This window comes from Mesorhizobium sp. M0621, assembly GCF_040320745.1.
In the GTDB taxonomy this organism is placed as follows: domain Bacteria; phylum Pseudomonadota; class Alphaproteobacteria; order Rhizobiales; family Rhizobiaceae; genus Mesorhizobium.
Genome location: NZ_JAMYQF010000056.1, coordinates 18762 through 36100 on the forward strand (window position 1 = coordinate 18762; position 17339 = coordinate 36100).

Genomic DNA, 17339 nt, shown 5'->3' on the forward strand with positions numbered 1-17339 from the left:
CCGATATCGAAGAGGCGTCAGAGCGCCAACGCTCTCTCAAGATCATCATGCCCGAAGGCGCTCGCCATCCGGTTGATCTCGGCCGATCGGGCGCCCACGGCTCGGGCCACATCGTGCCAGGTCGGAGTCACGGTGGCGACCTCCTTGATGATCGTTCGTGCCTGTGGGAGCGTCAGCGCGAAGAAGCCGGCGGCGGCCTCCAGCAGATCAAGTGAACATGTTGTCAGAACCCGCGGCTTGAGGTCGGTCGGAACCGGATTGAGGTCGCAGGCAGGCGAGAGCGATCATCCCACCTTTCCCAGCCAAAGAGAGCGTGGTTGCGCAGGTGGTCATCCACGTTGGAAATCAGCACGTTGAAGACGAGGGCATGCGCGTCGGGCGTGAGCGCATCAACCATCTTCGGAAAGCTGCCGAGCTCGCAGTCCTTGGCACCCATCATCGCCATGGCCGACAGGAACGGGATGCGGAAAGGGCGCGGTTCGTGACAGCGCCCTCTGTCGATTGGTTCAATGTGCCCTACCAGCCTTGCCGAGCATACCACTCGTCAACGTCTCGGCGTACGCGATCCTTCGCAATGCCGTAGCGCTCCTGGATTTTGCCTTCGAGTTGATCGCGCTTGCCGGCGATGCGATCGAGATCATCATCGGTGAGCTTGCCCCACTGTTCCTTGACCTTACCTTTGACCTGCTTCCAGTTTCCTTCGACGCGGTTCCAATCCATGGTCACGACCTCCTTCGTTTCATCCGTGGAAAAACGGTCGTATGGCGGTGAGGTTCCGCCACACCACCAAGAAGCTGCCAAGCCGGCTGGCGTCCGTTGGGGCCGGCTGGGACTTAAGTCCGTCGTAAAAACGCAATGGTCTTACCCCCAACTTTGCATGGAACATGCCTGCTCCCACGGTTGTTGTTCTCCGGAAAAATGCGGAGAAATCAGACGGATAGGAGTTTTCGTCAAGCGCGCTAGTTGCTCGAAATTCGCTGACTCTCCCATGAGGCGTGAAAGCCTTTGTCTTACAGATGCACGTTTGATGCGAAGCTGAGTTAGCGCCAGAGACACGGTTCGTAGAGGCAGCCTTGCAATGGCAGGATTGAAATGAACCACTTCCTTTTCCTCGTGGCCGACTTTCTTTCCCGGCCGCCGGGTTTCTATGTCCTCCTCATAGCCATGGTGCTTTGCACTGCACTTGTACCTTTCGGCCTGACGAACGTGGTTACCTATGCCCTTTCGGTTGCGGCCATAGTGATCACTGGGGTTGTCCTCATACAAGGCTATCGCGACACCGCTGCGATACACGCCAAACTTGATGAGATCATAGTTGCACTTGAGGAAACCAGAAACGATGTTGTTGGGTTGGAGCATGCCGACCCGCAGGAGATCAGGGAAAAACTTGTGGAGCTCGAAGAGGAAGCGTCCCAAACGCCACCATAGATGGAATTGATCGCCAGCGACGTTGGCCGGCCATGATCGCGCGGACATGCCGCGCGGCATCCAGTCAACACCGGCTGTCGAAGCGTCCAGGGCGAACACGCCGGGAGGCGCCACAGCTGCCGTCGACGCAATGGGTCAAGCCTGTCTGATGCGTGAAGCACTCGAGACAGATGCGCGCCATGCCTCGCTGCAGTGGCAACACGGCCGCTTGCGAAGCGCTTTCCATAAAGCGGTCATCGAAGAGAATATCCGTGAAGCTAAATGGCAAGAATTTGCTCGCTAATGAGTCGTGAATTCACCGGCGTGGCGACGGTCGGTCTCGACTTGCTGGATTGGATTGTGAGGAAGTAAGGCGGCAACCGAAGGAAACACGGTCGCCGGAAGGGCCATTGCGGAGTCAGAGCAGGCTTGCCTGCCAGCGTTCCGAACGCTGCGCTCGTTTCAAGGGCAGCACATTACGATCGCGACAAATATGGATACCCTCGTGGAACATTAGCAGTCTCTAAAAGTTGTTGCCTGACGGTAGAGTGATGCCCTCCATCATCCGTGCCGAAGATCGGGGCAATAACCTTGATCGGCCCGCGCTCTCCGCCAGAGGCGCGGGCTTTTAGCGACCCATGGGGAAGACATGACAGATAGGCCGGTAACCGCCTACAGCGGGATCCTTTTCGACGAGTCTCGCTTGCGCACGGCTATTGATCGCGACTGGCGGCTGGTGGGCGGGTGGATCATCTTTCGATGAGCACGACAAATGGTTGGCCGAAAACATGCCGGACAACCAGGGAAAACCCAGTCTACATCAGCGACCTTGCCGACCAAGCCATGCAGGCCGCGCAGAAGGAAGGCATCGAAGCCGACGAGATTTCAGAAGAAGTCGGAAGCGTCTTTGAAGTGATATTCGATGCCATATAGCACCGGGACGCAAGCAGGGCGCAATGAAGGACGCTTTACATCCGCCGGTCGTACCCAACCTGTCGCCAACTTTCAGACACGTCCGAGCGCCGGGAGAACGTGTTGGCCAGTAAGCCCAAGGTAGCCTAAGTGGGCGCGGCGCTCTGAAACATCACCAGGAAGACGTTGGTGACCGCACCCTGTCGATCCGCGCGCGGCCCGTGGTCCAATTAAAGGCCGCAAGGTTCAACTTGTGCGAATTGCGTTCGCCCTGCCGCGATCAATCTTCGTCAGCCGCGATCTGGCCTCGGTCACGCGCCGTTGCGCGGCCCGTATCCTGCTGCAGAGCGCGATATTGATGCCGACGCCGCAGTCGCCATCCAGCATCTCGTTCGCCCTTTCGAGGGCAAGCTCCTCTCGGCTAAGCCGCTGTCGGGCACGCGCCAGTTCCATATCCAAAAGTTCCATTGTTCGGCGTCCATTGCGGTCCCTTGGATTGGTAAACCGCTTGTGATCGGCTTTGGTTCCCTCCTGTTCGTGAGGGTCCTGACGGCCCTGGCCCCACATCCAATCGTCGGCGCTGTCGAGCAGCCATTAACCGAAGTGGAACCCTTGGCGGCACCTGATCGTGCGCCCCTGATATCAGCCGAAGCGCGGTTGGGCGTTCAGCGCAGTCTGCCGTTCTAAAGGCTCGGCGACGCCAGCAATGCACTGCCAATGACAAAACGAAAGCGAGCGCGGTATCTACCGCGCGCGACGTCGCTTCCTACGCTCTTTACTGCGGGCATTTCGACGAGCAAGTCTAAGTTCAGCAAGGGTTGGTCTCCACCACCCTCTAAAGCGTTCGGTCGGCCCGGCGGCTGACCGAGCAGGCCATGTGCTCACGAGTTCGGCCAGGGTTGCCGAACGCCACTTGCCCCAAACGAAGTCGCCGCTCTCGGGTATGGCATGGGGATAGAAGGTGGCCGCGTCTGATAGCTCAACGAGTTCACCGGAAATTTCGCTGAAGACGACTATCCCGTACTGCACGGTTGCGACAGCATGGCCCAAGGTAGGTAGATCCTGAACTGGCAACGGATAGCGATGGCGCCGGCGTTCACCAGCCCGCTGTTGTGCGGCTCTATGGGCTTCCGTGTTTCTGGTGTCCGCAAGTCGCCGTTTCCTTTCGTCCGGTTCAGCGTGCTGCGCAGCCTGTTCGATGTTTGGCCATCGACGCCGGAGCGCTTCGTAGGAGCGGAATGGAACTCTCCAGGCCCGCAACTCATCGTCCCAGCTTGCCCACGGCACAGCACGCAGTTCTTCAAGCACCGTCCTGGAATACGGCGTGCGAATGCGCAGGTCGTCCGCGATTTCCAGATACTGGCTCGATATTGGGTCGAAGGCGAAGGCATCTCGTCCCTTGCTATCGTCATGGGGCGTCCGCAACGCCGCCTCTTGCTCCAGCCAGCGGTCGATCCTTCGGGCCGCGGTCTTGCCGGGCACGAACCAACTCTTGCGCTCGTCGCTCCATCTGGCACGCGGAAATGCTTGCTGAAACCGCTCCACCGCCATTCGATCGTACGAAAAGCCAGCTTCGGCACCAATTGCATCTTGATTGTGCGATGCAGGACGAGCGTTGGGGTCCGTCATTCTAAATCAACCGAGTTCGCTGCATGGAACGCGGCGCCAGGCCAAAGGTTCATCAGCCTGGCAAGTCCGCAGGGACATGGCGACTGAATGATGCCAAGGCTCAAGACGTGTGTGAAACTTTCCCCACGCTCGGCAGTTAAACAGGGTCCGAGAGGATTAACGATGTCGAAATCAGATGAGGGTGCGGCTAAAGCCGTGCGGCCGAAAAAGGCTCGTTCGCGCCCCATAAAAGGGGAGGACGCAGAGGTGAGGCATGTCATCGAGACACATGGTCTGTCATCAGCGCAGGCGCGGGAGTTGGTGCGTCGCTACGGAAATGACTGGCGGAAGATTGACGAGGTCGCCAAGTCCTACAAAGACCACTGAGCTAAGTCTTTCCTACTCACCAAGAGTTTATTGAGAACTCGGATGATCCGCATCGCAACCTTCAACTTGAATGGCGTGAACGGTCGCCTGCCCGTGCTCATCAAGTGGCTGGGTCAGACCGACTATGACATCGTGTGCCTTCAAGAATTGAAGACCTCAGACGAGAAATTTCCCGCCGAAGCCATCAGGAACGCCGGTTACGGCGCAATCTGGCATGGGCAAAAGTCCTACAATGGTGTGGCCATACTCGCCAGGGGGAGGGAGCCGCTGGAACGTCGACGCGGCCTCCCGGGCGATCCCGACGACACCCACAGTCGGTATATCGAGGCCGAGGTGGATGGGATTGTGATCGGCTGCCTCTATCTGCCCAACGGCAATCCAGCGCCCGGCCCGAAATTCGATTATAAGCTGCGTTGGTTCGACCGTCTGATCAGCTACGGCCAGCTACTGCTCAGGGAAGGTGTCACGAGCGTTCTTTGCGGCGACTACAATGTCGTGCCAACGTCGATCGATGCCGTGGTACCAAGACGTTGGCTGGGCGACGCAGTCTATTTTCCGGAGAGCCGGCAAGCCTACGCCGAAATGCTTGGTAACGGCTGGATCGATGCCATTCGCCGTATCCATCCGCAGAAAGGCATCTACACCTATTGGAACTTCTCCTACTGGGGCGGTTATGATCGCAGTTCCGGCCTCCGGATGGACCATCTCCTCGTCAGCCCATCACTTTCGACCAAGCTACGGGATGCCGGCGTCGACGCCGACCTGCGAGGTTGGGAAAAGCCGAGTGATCATGCACCAGCCTGGATAGAGTTCGACCTCTCCGGTCGGTCGTTGACCTGACCCGTTGTTCAGCGGGATTCGCCAGGCGTCTTCGCCGAAGCGCGAATTCCCTGAGCGAAACCTTGTCTCATAACCTTGGTGCTCATGCTGCTTTTCTGGCGGCTGCCCTGAACGGACGGTCGACGGTGAAGGCATCTGGACGGATGGCTGCCTCAACCTGGCCCCAGGTCACCGGATGAGCGATCGGGAAACCGGGTCGCGCCCGTGGCGAGAAGGCGCCGACCGCAGTGTTGCCGCGCCCATTGCGAAGGTAGTCAATGAAGATACGGCCCCTTCGCGCTGCCGGCGCGGCGGACAGCAGATAACGATCAGGATGCGCTTCAGCGAGCCGCTTGGCGAAGGACCGGGCCAGGAACCGAGCATCGTCGTGTGTGATCTTCGTCTCCAGTGGGGCCATCAGGTGAATGCCCTTGCCGCCCGTCAGCTTTGGCCAGCTCTCCAGCCCTCCCGCTTCCAGTATGCCGCGAAGCGCCAGCGCGGTCTCGATCACTTCATCCCATTCGACACCCTCGCCGGGATCCAGGTCCAGAACGATGCGATCGGCATGTTCGATATCGTCAACAGTGGCGTTCCATGGGTGCAGTTCTATAACATCCATTTCCACCAGCCCCAGCAAGCCGGCAAAGTCGTCCACCCACACGCGCACACCTTGGCCCCCCTCGCGCTTTTGAACGCACAACTGATGCACGGCTGCTGGGACCTGCGGCAGCGCACCCTTGTGGTAAAAAGTTGCGCCATGAGCATGGCGGACCAGCTTCAGCGGTCGACGCCCGAGATGGGCGAGTGCGTGAGCACCAACCCTCTTCCAATAGCGCGCAAGCTCTTCCTTGGGGGGCGAGACCGCATCGGGCAGAAGTTGCAGGATGTTCTCGCTGGGAACACCATGTTCTCGGGCTGGCCCGCGCCGCTTTGATGGGGCTGGAGGCATGGCCGGGATCGCCACGAGGTCTTCGCGCAGCCCCTTGAACACTGCCTCGCGCAGCAAGCCGCGATCAGTGACGCCGCTGAATTCAACTTCAGCCAGAATGTCGGGTCTGACCCACGTCGCCTTGGGCTTCACGATAGGCTCTGACAGCGGCGACTTGCGGATGATCAGTGGATCAAGCCGCTCGCGAATATGTTTCGCAGCGCCGAGCGTGTAACCGCCACGGGCCTTGCCGGCATAGAGCAGTCGGCCGCCCTCGCGACGGCCTATGTAAAGCGATGCGATACGGCGCGGGTGAGCGCCTAGCTTTTCGACGAAAGCGACAATGGGGAAGGTGTCGCTCTTGGTGCACTTCACTTTGAGCCAGCTGGTCTGGACGCCTGAGCGGTACGCAGCATCGGTGCGCTTGGAGACAATCCCCTCCAGCCCCATCCGGCAAGCATGTTCAAACATGTCCGCGCCGCTCACCTCCAGATGCTCGGCGTAGGTCAGTGTCGGGGCAGCGTTCTCCAGCAGCTTCTCCAGGGCCGCCTTGCGCTTGACCAGTGGCTGCTGTCGAAGATCGCGCCCATTGAGGTGCAGCAAATCAAACGCGTAGAAGATGAGCCTCGGCGAGTTGGGATTGCCCAGCTCCCGTTCCAGGGCCTGGTAATCCGGCAGGCCAGTGTCGCCGAAAACGACAGCCTCGCCGTCGATGATCGCCGCCTTCACCGGCAATTCCGCCGCTGCTTGAACAATTCGTCTGTATCGATGCGACCAGTCGTAGCCGCGCCGCGTGAAGGCTCGCGCTGTGCGGTTCTCAATGACCAGCTCGGTGCGGTAGCCGTCATACTTGATTTCGTGAAGCCATTGGCTGCCTTCGGGCGCGTTCGCGGCAAGCGTCGGCGATTGAAACTCGACGAAAGAGAGTCCGTCCGCGGTCCTATCCATGTACCCTCCGAACGGCGATTCAAGGCGCGGAGCAGCAATAGGTTCCAGGTATTTTAGCAAAATTGCATGTTGGCGGTTTGTGTAGCCGTCGAATATCAGGTACCCCGCGCTTTGCCAGCTGGCGGCCTTAAGCCGGCGGGCGCAAACCACGAAACCTTTCGAGCACCGTATGCTGCTGGCCACCTCGTGGCGCGCAATTCGATTGCGGTCCGGTCAACCGTGAGGCTGGCTGTTCGTCGCTCCCGGAAGCAAAGCGTTTTTCTGACATCGCGGCTTGGACAACGGCCATCCGGCAAAGGAACAAAGTGCGGGGCGGCTGGTTGAGATTTGTCGAGACCAGAGCGGAGGCGTCCTCACTGCTCTGTCTGGCCCCTCACATTCCAGCGCGAGGAAAGAAGTGAGTATTGCTGAAAGCGTGAAGAAGGCGGCCGAGTTGGCGACGGGTATTGGCCGACCGAGAACGCATGACCTCGCCGAATTGGTGAGGTTGAAGAAACCACTCGAATTTCGGTTCAAGGACGATGGCCTCGTGCCGAACCATCCGTTCTGGCCATTTGTCGTCTATCGTGCCGCCGTGAAGCCGATGGAGCAATTCGACTTCGCGGCCGTACTGGAAGAGCTTTTCGAGGCGAATGGCTGGCGTGACAGCTGGCGTGACGGCATCTATCACTACGTTCATTACCATTCCCGCATACACGAGGTGCTTGGGGTTGCGCGCGGAACCGGCAGGGTTCGGTTTGGAGGCAAAAGGGGCCGGATATTATCCCTGAAGGCCGGCGACGTGGCCGTTCTTCCGGCCGGCACCGGACACCAATGCCTCTCCGAGAGTGATGACTTCCTGGTGGTCGGTGCTTATCCGGCATCGGGCACCTATGACGAATGCACGACCGCCCAGGAACATGAGCAGGCGTTGCGAACGATTCCCAGGGTTGGCCGCCCACGGAAAGATCCGGTCTATGGGGCCAAAGGCCCGCTGCTGTCAGTATGGAAAAAATGAGGACGAAGTGCGCCCCGTTGAGACGCGCACGAGCGACGCGCTACAGGCCGCATCGAAGGTCTTTCCGGCCAGCGGCTCCTGCCGGGCATGCACATTCCTGATCTTGCACCCGCGCAGTACTGCAGATCGCGCGCTTTTGCATCTCACCGCACAGCGACGCAGGAACTAGAGCCCGGCTGATAACGTTTTGAATGCAGCAGACGCCGCGTTGATGTCTTCGAAGACGAGCGGCGTGCATTAGTCAGGCAAAAGGAGAGACTTACATGTTTCGCAATCTTTTAGCCACGACAGCGCTTGCGATGCTGACCGCCACGGGCGGTTATGCGCAGCAGGCTACGACGCCGAAACCCGCGCAGGCACCCGCTACGGAGGCGCCGGCTTCGCAGGTAACGCGCGCTGACGGCAGTTTGGTAACCAACATCATCGGTGAAACAGTCTATAATGGAACCGGCGATGATGCCGAAAACATCGGCAAGGTTAGCGATGTTGTCTTTGACACCAATGGTCGGGCGAAATCCGTCGTTATTGGCGTCGGCGGCTTCCTTGGGCTCGGCACCAAGGAAGTTGCTTTCGATTATGGCAAGCTTCAATGGGCCGAGAAGAACGGCGATCGTTGGCTCGTCGCCCAGACCACCAAGGACGAGCTGAAGGGCCAGCCAGACTTCGACCGTGTGGCTTTGGAGCCTTCTGCGGCGAATAAAACTCCGCCTTCGACGTCGACCGATACGACGCAGAGCGTGTCGGCGGCTATGCCAGTTCTTGCAACCGCCATGATAGGCAAAACCGTCTACAATGGCACCAGCAACGACGCCCAGAACATCGGCGATGTGAACGATATTGTTCTAGCCAAGGACGGCAAGGCGAAGTCGCTCATTCTCGGAGTCGGTGGCTTCCTCGGGATTGGCGAAAAGGACGTCGCCTACGATTTCGAGAAGGCGCAGTGGGCTGAAAAGAACGGCTCGCGCTTTGTGGTCGCACAGACCACGAAGGAAGCGCTGGAGTCACAGCCAAGTTTCGACCGCAAGGCCTATGACCCCGCGCCGGCGGCCACCGCATCCAATGAAGTTGCGCCGGCCCCTACCGCTGCCGTTCCGGCAGCGCCGCCCAGCGACTCCGCGCAGAAAGCGCCGGCGCCCGCCGACCAGACCACAACCGGATCTATCGACAAATCGACGTTGACCGAAACGCCGATAGGAGAAATCCGGGCCGAAGATTTCGTTGGAACGACCGTCTACGGCGCCAACGACGTCAATGTGGGCGAGATCGGCGACGTCGTGCTGAATGGCGAGAAGACAGTCGATGCGGTCATCATCGATGTCGGTGGTTTTCTCGGTGTCGGCGAGAAAGAGGTCGCGGTCGGCATGGACAATCTCAAGTTCATGACCGACAAGAACGGCAGGCGCTACCTCTACACGACGTTTACAAAAGAGCAGCTCGAGGCTCAAACGGCCTATGACAAAGGCACCTACGTGCAAAAACGCAACGAACAGCGCATGATCTTACGCTAGCCCGTCAAAGCCCGCACCGGCAACGATGCGGGCTTTTGTCATATGAGAAGTTCGACAAAGCAGCGGCCGGGCAAGTCCGCAAAGCAACTAAGGGTCTGGCGGCGCGTTGAGTTTGCGAACTTCATCGAGGGACAGAACCTTGAAGGGAGACGCCGAGATGGCCGACGACAAGAGCAAGCGGGATTTTCGCGACAGAACCAGGGTTGCGGGCGACGAGGAGTATGAGGTTGGTTATTTCGCCAGCAAGTTCGGCCTCACCATCCCGCAGGTCCGCGAACTTGTTGCCAAGCATGGAAATGACCGTGAAACACTCGAGCGCGAGGCAAAGGCGCTTGGCACGCGATAGCGAGACCAACAGGCCAAGATCAGGTCGCTCCAGTTATGAATCAGATGGCCCGCGCCTGGTTGGCCGCGTGCATTTTGGGAGGTTCTTATGATGTCCGTCCAGTGTCGCGTTTCGGTCGACGATAGCCAATTCATCGACAATATTACATTTCAGGCGGTGCCACGTACCGGCGAGAGCATTTCAATGTCGCTCGATGGAGTCTCCGCCAATCTGCGCGTTTCGCGGGTATTGCACCTGCCCGAAGGTGAATCCCCCGACGGTTCACTCATTGTCTTGGAACTCACCAGCAAAATTCTCTGACTGTGTCAGTGGCCAAGGCTCGCGTCCGCTATTCAGATCCTTGTGCACCGGTCATCAACAGTGAGGTCGCCTCATTGCTCCTTGGCTTCGATCATCTCATTGGTTCGACCGGCGATGAATTGACCCGTGAGGCCAAGCCCACCGCCGGCCGATGCGATCCAAACTTCAACGGGTCAGAACGAGGGCCTCCTCATCGTCGCGCTGCTTGCCACCGTACGCTGCCGCAACGCTCGCTATGAAGGCGCCGATAACCATCGACAATGCGCCTATAAGCGCGAAGGATGCGGTGGCTTTCCTCGCTGTATCGGCCGCCTGCTTGGCCTTGAGCTTGGCGTCATCGACCTTGGCGATCACCGCATCCACCCGGGTCTTCGCATCGGCGTCCGACAGGCCCGTGCGGGCGGCGACGAGTTGCGCCAGATAGGCCTTGTCCTCAGGCGATACCTCGCCATTTGCCGCCCCCGCGAACAGGATTCGCGTTGCCTGTTCCGTAGCGGTGGCGCCGTTCTGTTCATTGGCAGGCGCTGCAGCGGGGGTCGCCGTCCGGAACAGAGAATCTACAAAATAGCCGGTCCAGATGCCAGAAGATGAGGCATTTGTCGTGGCCGCATTTGCGGCTGCCGTCGTTGCCCCCATCGCGGCGCCTGACGCCACGGAGGATGCAGCCTGCACACCCGTGCCCAGCGCCGCCGAAAGAGCCGAGCCGAGCACGCCGGCAACAAGCAACGTTGCCAGCGCCCACGCAAGGAAACCGTGTGCGGTGTCACGAAAATAGACTTCGTCGGTGTGAACATTTACCCATTTGGTGCGCAGCCGACCGGTGAGATAGCCGCCTACGCCAGCTGATAGCCATTGAACGATGACAAGCCAGGCAGCCGCCGAAACCGCGAAGGTCGTGGTCGAAGCGCTCGACCCAGTCCAGGGCGAAACCATGGTCAATCCTAGACCGGAGCCGACCAGCATCAGAATGACCGTGAGCGTCGAGGCCGCGAAAGCGCCCGCGACGATCGGCCCCCAGCTGACAGCGGATGAGGATGATTCAGAGACCGGCGTGATCTCTGTCGATGAAAGCACGCTTTCCATTTTCGCCCCCTACCGCGCAAAAAGCATAATCAGAATGATGATTGGGATCGGAACCCCGAGCAACCAAAGCAAGATACCTCGGCCCATATCGACCTCCTTTAAGGTGCTGAGACGAAGTAACAATTCTCCATGAAGGCTTTCGTTCCAGAGCCATCGCTATGCATGATGCGGCAAGCTCTTCTGAAGGGCCACGATGCGAGACTGGCTAGGCACGGTACTTACTCGACTGGCGACAAGCCGCGCGTCGTCGTGACTTCTTCCCTCCGATGACGTGCGCAAGTTTACCCCGCGCCCGCCTCCTGCCTCGCATCGCGCCGCATTTTCGAGAGCTGGATCGCTTGGCCGGTCTGTGATTGAGTCGGTGGCAAGGCCCAATAGTTTGGGAACCGCAACCGCTACTCTAGGCGCAAAACACTTCCGGCACCTGCGCCGCGCCCGGCGCCGGCAGAACCCCTTCAGCTGTAAAAGTCCCGGCGCCTGTAGACCTGCCCCCACGCCGGCTCCGGCGCCTGCATCGGCTCCATATCTTACTGGCGCCGGCGACCCAGCATAAGAATGGTCATCAATGCACTCACGCACGCCATGGCTATCAGCGCGACGACGCCAGAAGCGTTGACCTCTTGGTCTGCCCGCAATGGCACGACGTTTTTTGCGGGCAAAGCGCTATCAGCCGCCGGATCCAGATCGGACCTACTGCCGTGACGAACAGAATAGGCGCGAGTGAACTCCGCACCGAGCAGAAAAATTTCCGACGAGTAGTAAACCCAGAGTAGTATGACGAGGAGTCCACCAGCGGCTCCGTACGAAGATGCGATCGCGCTCGTGCCGATATACCAGCCAATCAGCGACTTTCCGAGCGTGAACAAGGCAGCGGTCACAACAGCACCAATCCCGACATCGCGCCATTCCAGGGTTCGATCGGGCAAAACTTTGTAGATGGCAGCGAACATCACTGAGATCAGGACGAACGAAACGACGGCGTTGATCACCCCGAGGACGATTGTGCCGAACGGCAGCTGAGCGTTTATGATGTTCCCCAGCGCCGAGATCGCTGCGCTCGCTACAAGAGATACGATCAACATAAAACCAAGCGCGGCGACCAAACCTAGACTTGCCGCACGTGCCCGGACCAGGCGCGACAATGACATGCCCTGCGGCTCGACGTTCCATATTATGTTCAAAGACTGCTGCATTTCGCCGAATACACCGGAAGCGGTCACGAACAACATGACCACGCCAATGACCGCCGCCCAAACCCCGGATGGCTTGCCAGATGCGCTCTCGAGCGCGGTCTGAAGGAGACCTGCGCTTTCTGGACCCATTAGCCCCGAGATCTGCGCAGACAAAGCTAGTTGTGCAGCCTCATGGCCGAAAGCGAGACCTGCGATAGCGATCACAATCAGCAGGATTGGAGCCAGCGACGTGGTGGCGTAAAAAGCCATTGCGGCGCCATGACTAAGGGCGTTGTCGTTGACAAAGCCAACTATGCATTCTCGGGCCAAATTCCAGGCGTCTGCTATCGTGGATGGCATTTGAAGGCTGTGAGTTGCGATGGCGTCCACTAGCAATGCTCGAGAACTTCCGATGTTCCGATGGGCGAGCATCAGGTCCGTTTTCGACGGTCACCCATTTGCAATCAACGACCCACGTCCTTCTGCTTGACGTGCAATGCGCCAAGCAAATTGCGTTTGATGACCACGCCAGGGGCAGTGGCGGCCTGATAAATGACAAGCCCATCGAGAGTATCTCCATCTTCATCTAATGCTGAGGGGGTGAAGCCCCAGTCGTAGGGATAGATCATTCCAACCGGCAGAGGACGGACGCAGCCGAAGACCAACCTTCCAGCTCGAAAGCCAATTTCCCGTCGCGCCACGCGGAGTTTCGATTGCCACTTTGATGAGGCCCTTCGTGGTTGTTGGTAGCTTTAGATAATTAAGCATCAAGAGCCTCTCTCTTTCGGTTCGATACAACGCTCGATGGAAACGGCCACGGCCGTCGCCGACTTGGCAGGCCATGGAACTTCAGAACGTGAAGAATGTTCCATGGACTTGAGGCTGTTGAGGAGGTTAGGCATAACAACTGAAGGCGTGGGCTATTTGATCTCAACGGTGAGTGTGATCCTGCTAGCCATCGTAAGTTGGTCGAGCGCTTCAAACAGCCCTTGCTTACTGCCTGTTTGCTCGGCGGCGGCGCGTCATCCATTGTTGGGATGTTCTGCCGTTGGCTGACTTACGAAATTGAGAAGCGGCGAGAGGACACACAACAAAACGGAACGGTTCATCCTGGCTGGCGCTAGCTTGCCGGCGCCAACAAAAGCCCGCCTGCCATAGTCGTCATTCCCTGAGCTAACTCACAAGGCTTTCGGTCGTTTCGGAGAATCAAGATGCTATCTGATCCGACCGTGCTGATTTTGATGTATTTCGTACTGCCGTTATGGCTCATCGCAGGGTTTGCCGATTGGTTGTGCCACCGTGCATCGCATATCGAATCGACCACCGGCGCCAAGGAATCGCTCATTCATCTCCTGATGTTTGTCGAAGTCGGCATACCGTTGCTGGCGGCGATGTTTCTGGAAGTCAATGCATTGATCATCGCAACGATGCTGGTGGCTTTCGTTGCGCATGAGGCAACGGCCATGTGGGACGTCAGCTACGCGACCACAGCCCGAACCGTTTCGCCCGTTGAGCAGCACGTGCATAGTTTTCTAGAGATGATTCCGTTGATTGGAATCGTCAGCGTGGTCTCGCTTCACTGGGTGCAATTTCAGGCGTTGTTCGGTTTTGGACTAGAACCTGCTCGGTTCGAAATTGCCTGGAAACCCGAGCCACGGTTACGTTGCCACGATTATGATCCTCGTTCTTTTGTTCGAATTGCTCCCTTACCTGGAGGAATTTGTTCGCGGCCTTCACGCCAACGGGTTGAGACTGATTCCCAACAAGGCGCGCCGCGCCAAATCGGGATCTTCAACAAGACGCTAATTCAAGCAATTCAGTAGCTTTGAGCCACCCAGTGCAAAAGCTAGCGGATTGGCCAACTATTTTTCTCTCGGCTCCGCGAAATCGTCGACCGTGAACTATCCGCAAGCCGTTGATCTGGCATGTTGATTGAGGCGGATAGCGGCTTTTGGATTGCAGGATTGGCGGCTTATGGGGGCTGTTTTCCTGCAATTCGGTTTTGCGATTCCCTTGTGCTGCGGAGCGTGATTCACTTGGTTCGGCGGCGGCGAATCGAGGGGACGGCGAATGTCCAGGCCACGCGAGAAGCGCGAGACGGGAAAGCAGGATCTGTTCCGCTCCAGGCTCGATCAGATCATCAACATGAAGCACGAGCTGGTGCGGCTGGCGCAGGCGATCGACTGGCCGGTGCTGGAGGAGCGTTTCGGCGCCGTCTATTCGGACGGCCCCGGCATGCCGCCGCTGCCGACCCGGCTGATGGCGGGGCTGGCCATCCTCAAGCACACTTTCAACCTGTCGGATGAGGTGCTGTGCGAGCGCTGGGTGGAGAACCCCTACTTCCAGTATCTTTGCGGCGAGGAATTCTTCTGCCACGCGCTGCCGTTCGATCGCTCGTCGATGACGCGCTGGCGCAGCCGCATGGGCGAGGAGCGGATCGCGGCGCTCTTGCAGGAAAGCCTCAGCCTCGCGGTCAAGACCGGGGCGATGAAGCCGTCCGACACGCGCCAGGTGATCGTCGACACAACCGTGCAGCCGAAGAACGTGATGTTCCCGACCGATGCCAAGCTCATTCACCGGGCGCGCGAGCGGCTGGTGCGGCTGGCCAAGAGGACGGGGCTCAATTTGCGCCAGACCTATGTGCGGGTCGGCAAGCTGGCGCTGATCAAGCACCAGCGCTATGCCCACGCCAAGCAGTTCAAGCGGGCCAACAAGGCGCTGCGCAGGCTCAAGACCTATCTCGGCCGGACCATTCGCGACATCGGTCGCCAGGTCGCCGGCGATGCGAGGCTGGACGCGCTCTTCAAATGGCCGCTCTACCAGGCCGCCACCGTTCTCGAGCAGCGCCAGCGCCAGCGCGGCCGCAAGATCTACAGCCTGCACGCGCACGAGGTGGAATGCATCGGCAAGGGCAAGGCGCACATGCCCTACGAGTTCGGAGTGAAGGTGTCGGTGGCCACCACGCTGAAGCGCTCCAAGGGTGGCCAGTTCGCCCTGCATGCAAAAGCACTGCCCGGCAATCCCTATGACGGCCACACGCTGGCAAGCGTCATCCCCGACATGGAGGAGACCATCGGCAACCAGATCGGCCGCATTCTCGCCGACGCCGGCTATCGCGGCCACAACGCACCCCAGAGCCACAGGTTCAGGGTCTTCACCAGCGGCCAGAAACGCCGCGTCACTCCGGCCATCAAACGCCAGATGCGGAGGCGGTCGGCGGTCGAGCCAGTGATCGGCCACATCAAGGCCGAGCATCGCATGGGCCGCAACTACCTCGCCGGCCAGCAGGGCGACGCCGTCAACGCCATCCTGGCTGCCGCCGGCTACAACTTCTCCCTCCTGCTCTTGATCGCTCTCTTCCAACTCCGGCCCAAGCCGGTCGCCGCTTAGGGGCCGGATTGTTCACGGTCGACTCCTGAGAAATCGACCGCTATGGCCATAATGCATGACCAGTGGAACGGTTCCAGACGATTTTTAACCATTGGGCATGCGGTCAAATCGGGACAAATGCCTTTTTCGCACAAGGTTCTCGAACTCTTTCGAAAACGCAAGGTCAGGCGCGTGAAACGACGGTTGCCCGTGCGCATCTTGAGGATTATTCGCTCAGTATGACGTGCTGACGTGCGCTATATCGGGCGCCTTTGATGCGGCACTTCTTGACGCCGAGGGCAATCGGCAGGCCTGTAGCGCCCCTTGGCGCGATCCGGCGAGGCGCCGTAAATCTTGACCAGCGTGCCAACGGCTCCATCTTATTCGCACCGGTGCTCGCTCTTCAGCGCGAGGTGTAACGGATATGTCGAGAGTTCTCGTCGCTTTTGCGCTCGCAGGCGTCTGCCTGACATCGACACCGGTGTATGCCGACAATGTCGATCTCGGGCTAGAAGCTTTTCACCAAACCTGTCTTGCCCATGGCCCCGACTTCGAGCGAACCGTCGCTGTGGCGAAGACGCGTGGATGGACACCGCTATCCGGTGACGCAGCGCTTGCTCCAGTCGATGACGTGGAGGCCTTTCAGGGGTGGGCCGTGACTGGCAACGATCTACCTGCCGGGACCATAATCGCGGTGACCAAAGCTACCTTGAACGGCAAGGCCGTGCAGACCTGTTCCATCAGACTGTTCGACGTCGACCGCGCGACATTCGAGCAGCGCTTCTTCGCCCGTACGGACGCCGAAAAAATCAGCGAGGACCGGAATGGAGATCAGGTCTCCAAACTTTACATATTGATTGCAGGCAATCGAAAACAGCTCGTCCATTTAACATCGCCGGTCGACAAGGAGCGAGCGAATTCGATCATTGCAAGCTCGATAGCCGACGACTAATCAGGCGCCGACGCCTTTTCCCGCCATCCTCTGGAACAGCTCGTCTGCCTGTGCCGGTGAAAGGTTCATGTCGGTGGCGACCCACCAGGCGAGGACCGCAAGAAATGCGCCGGCGATGAACTGAATGGCGAATTCGGCAGGCATGCCGCGATCGCCGATCCGTTTCTCGACGAGTTCTTCCCGGACGGCTCGCCGGATACGCTCACGCAATTCGTCGTGGATCGTATCGCCGCTGCTTGCAAGCAATGCGTGGTGAAGCGGTCGGAATACATGGGCGTGCTCGAACATGGGCAGGCTGAACTCAAACAGGCGGCTACCTGTTTCTTGACTTGCCGCCTCGCGCCTGCGGCCGATCGACCGCAGATGCGCCTCGATGGTCGCGCTGCGCAGAGCATCCTTGTCGCCATAGTGGGTATAGAAGGTCGACCTGCCGACATTGGCCCGCTGGCAAATGTCATCAACGGTGATGGCGGCATATCCCTGCTCCGGGATCAGGGCGATGAGCGCGTCCTGCAGCAGGCCGCGCGTCCGCGCAACGCGTCGATCGATCGTGTTTCGCTCGCCCGCACGTTCGATTTTCATGGCCATGGCCCCCTGCGGTGC

General features: G+C 59.1%; 20 protein-coding genes and 1 pseudogene. 12 read left to right on the plus strand and 9 right to left on the minus strand.

The window, feature by feature from the left end; genetic code table 11:
• Positions 1-17 precede the first annotated feature (17 nt).
• Positions 18-466 (minus strand): annotated as a pseudogene (locus NKI38_RS27625) (HipA domain-containing protein); the annotation flags it as partial.
• A gap of 50 nt (positions 467-516) precedes the next feature.
• Entirely contained in the window at positions 517-720 is a 204-nt protein-coding gene (locus NKI38_RS27630; protein WP_352663297.1) for a CsbD family protein, read from the minus strand.
• A gap of 372 nt (positions 721-1092) precedes the next feature.
• Here NKI38_RS27630 and NKI38_RS27635 point away from each other — a divergent pair, with 372 nt between their 5' ends.
• The 3 genes from NKI38_RS27635 (at position 1093) to NKI38_RS27645 (ending at position 2340) form a co-directional block, all read left to right on the plus strand.
• The gene (locus tag NKI38_RS27635) at positions 1093-1428 is read left to right on the plus strand and encodes a low affinity iron permease family protein (protein WP_352663300.1); all 336 of its coding nucleotides are present in this window, start codon (positions 1093-1095) and stop codon (positions 1426-1428) included.
• A gap of 46 nt (positions 1429-1474) precedes the next feature.
• Entirely contained in the window at positions 1475-1711 is a 237-nt protein-coding gene (locus NKI38_RS27640) for a hypothetical protein (protein ID WP_352663303.1), read from the plus strand.
• 440 nt (positions 1712-2151) lie between these two features.
• On the plus strand, positions 2152-2340 hold the full coding sequence (locus NKI38_RS27645) for a hypothetical protein (protein ID WP_352663305.1): 189 nt from the start codon (positions 2152-2154) through the stop codon (positions 2338-2340).
• 225 nt (positions 2341-2565) lie between these two features.
• Here the strand turns inward: NKI38_RS27645 and NKI38_RS27650 are convergent, their stop codons facing one another.
• Together NKI38_RS27650 and NKI38_RS27655 are read right to left on the minus strand one after the other, a co-directional pair.
• Positions 2566-2787, minus strand: coding sequence for a hypothetical protein (locus NKI38_RS27650; protein ID WP_352663307.1), 222 nt, complete (start codon positions 2785-2787; stop codon positions 2566-2568).
• Between the two features lie 276 nt (positions 2788-3063).
• Entirely contained in the window at positions 3064-3948 is an 885-nt protein-coding gene (locus NKI38_RS27655) for a hypothetical protein (protein ID WP_352663309.1), read from the minus strand.
• Positions 3949-4110: 162 nt separating this feature from the next.
• Here NKI38_RS27655 and NKI38_RS27660 point away from each other — a divergent pair, with 162 nt between their 5' ends.
• Both NKI38_RS27660 and xth read left to right on the plus strand, forming a co-directional pair.
• Positions 4111-4314, plus strand: a complete 204-nt coding sequence (locus NKI38_RS27660) for a hypothetical protein (RefSeq protein ID WP_352663311.1) — start codon at positions 4111-4113, stop codon at positions 4312-4314.
• 42 nt (positions 4315-4356) lie between these two features.
• Positions 4357-5154 (plus strand): exodeoxyribonuclease III, encoded by a 798-nt coding sequence (xth, locus tag NKI38_RS27665; RefSeq protein ID WP_352663313.1) that lies wholly within the window; start codon positions 4357-4359, stop codon positions 5152-5154.
• Positions 5155-5236: 82 nt separating this feature from the next.
• Here the strand turns inward: xth and ligD are convergent, their stop codons facing one another.
• Positions 5237-7009, minus strand: coding sequence for a DNA ligase D (gene ligD, locus NKI38_RS27670; protein WP_352663315.1), 1773 nt, complete (start codon positions 7007-7009; stop codon positions 5237-5239).
• A 397-nt stretch (positions 7010-7406) separates the two neighbouring features.
• Between ligD and NKI38_RS27675 the strand changes: the two genes are divergently transcribed.
• The 4 genes from NKI38_RS27675 to NKI38_RS27690 all read left to right on the plus strand — a co-directional run bounded on the left by NKI38_RS27675 (position 7407) and on the right by NKI38_RS27690 (position 10160).
• Positions 7407-8006 (plus strand): cupin domain-containing protein, encoded by a 600-nt coding sequence (locus NKI38_RS27675; RefSeq protein ID WP_352663317.1) that lies wholly within the window; start codon positions 7407-7409, stop codon positions 8004-8006.
• 263 nt (positions 8007-8269) lie between these two features.
• Entirely contained in the window at positions 8270-9514 is a 1245-nt protein-coding gene (locus NKI38_RS27680; protein ID WP_352663319.1) for a PRC-barrel domain-containing protein, read from the plus strand.
• 157 nt (positions 9515-9671) lie between these two features.
• On the plus strand, positions 9672-9860 hold the full coding sequence (locus NKI38_RS27685; RefSeq protein ID WP_352663321.1) for a DUF3606 domain-containing protein: 189 nt from the start codon (positions 9672-9674) through the stop codon (positions 9858-9860).
• An 87-nt stretch (positions 9861-9947) separates the two neighbouring features.
• A complete protein-coding gene (locus NKI38_RS27690) occupies positions 9948-10160 on the plus strand; it encodes a hypothetical protein (RefSeq protein ID WP_352663323.1) in 213 nt (70 codons plus the stop codon).
• Between the two features lie 165 nt (positions 10161-10325).
• On the opposite strand, the gene NKI38_RS27695 is transcribed toward NKI38_RS27690, so the two are convergent.
• From NKI38_RS27695 to NKI38_RS27705, 3 genes are all read right to left on the minus strand, one after another.
• Entirely contained in the window at positions 10326-11243 is a 918-nt protein-coding gene (locus NKI38_RS27695; protein WP_352663325.1) for a hypothetical protein, read from the minus strand.
• Positions 11244-11770: 527 nt separating this feature from the next.
• On the minus strand, positions 11771-12685 hold the full coding sequence (locus NKI38_RS27700; protein ID WP_502899396.1) for a YihY/virulence factor BrkB family protein: 915 nt from the start codon (positions 12683-12685) through the stop codon (positions 11771-11773).
• Positions 12686-12879: 194 nt separating this feature from the next.
• On the minus strand, positions 12880-13044 hold the full coding sequence (locus NKI38_RS27705) for an inorganic diphosphatase (RefSeq protein ID WP_352663327.1): 165 nt from the start codon (positions 13042-13044) through the stop codon (positions 12880-12882).
• Positions 13045-13626: 582 nt separating this feature from the next.
• Between NKI38_RS27705 and NKI38_RS27710 the strand changes: the two genes are divergently transcribed.
• The 3 genes from NKI38_RS27710 (at position 13627) to NKI38_RS27720 (ending at position 16736) form a co-directional block, all read left to right on the plus strand.
• Positions 13627-14238, plus strand: coding sequence for a diguanylate cyclase (locus NKI38_RS27710; protein WP_352663329.1), 612 nt, complete (start codon positions 13627-13629; stop codon positions 14236-14238).
• A 247-nt stretch (positions 14239-14485) separates the two neighbouring features.
• Complete coding sequence (locus NKI38_RS27715) at positions 14486-15805, plus strand: IS5 family transposase (protein ID WP_502899397.1); 1320 nt, start codon at positions 14486-14488, stop codon at positions 15803-15805.
• A 403-nt stretch (positions 15806-16208) separates the two neighbouring features.
• A complete protein-coding gene (locus NKI38_RS27720) occupies positions 16209-16736 on the plus strand; it encodes a hypothetical protein (protein ID WP_352663331.1) in 528 nt (175 codons plus the stop codon).
• Here NKI38_RS27720 and NKI38_RS27725 read toward each other — a convergent pair whose 3' ends face one another.
• A complete protein-coding gene (locus tag NKI38_RS27725; RefSeq protein ID WP_352663332.1) occupies positions 16737-17318 on the minus strand; it encodes a TetR/AcrR family transcriptional regulator in 582 nt (193 codons plus the stop codon).
• Positions 17319-17339: the final 21 nt, after the last annotated feature.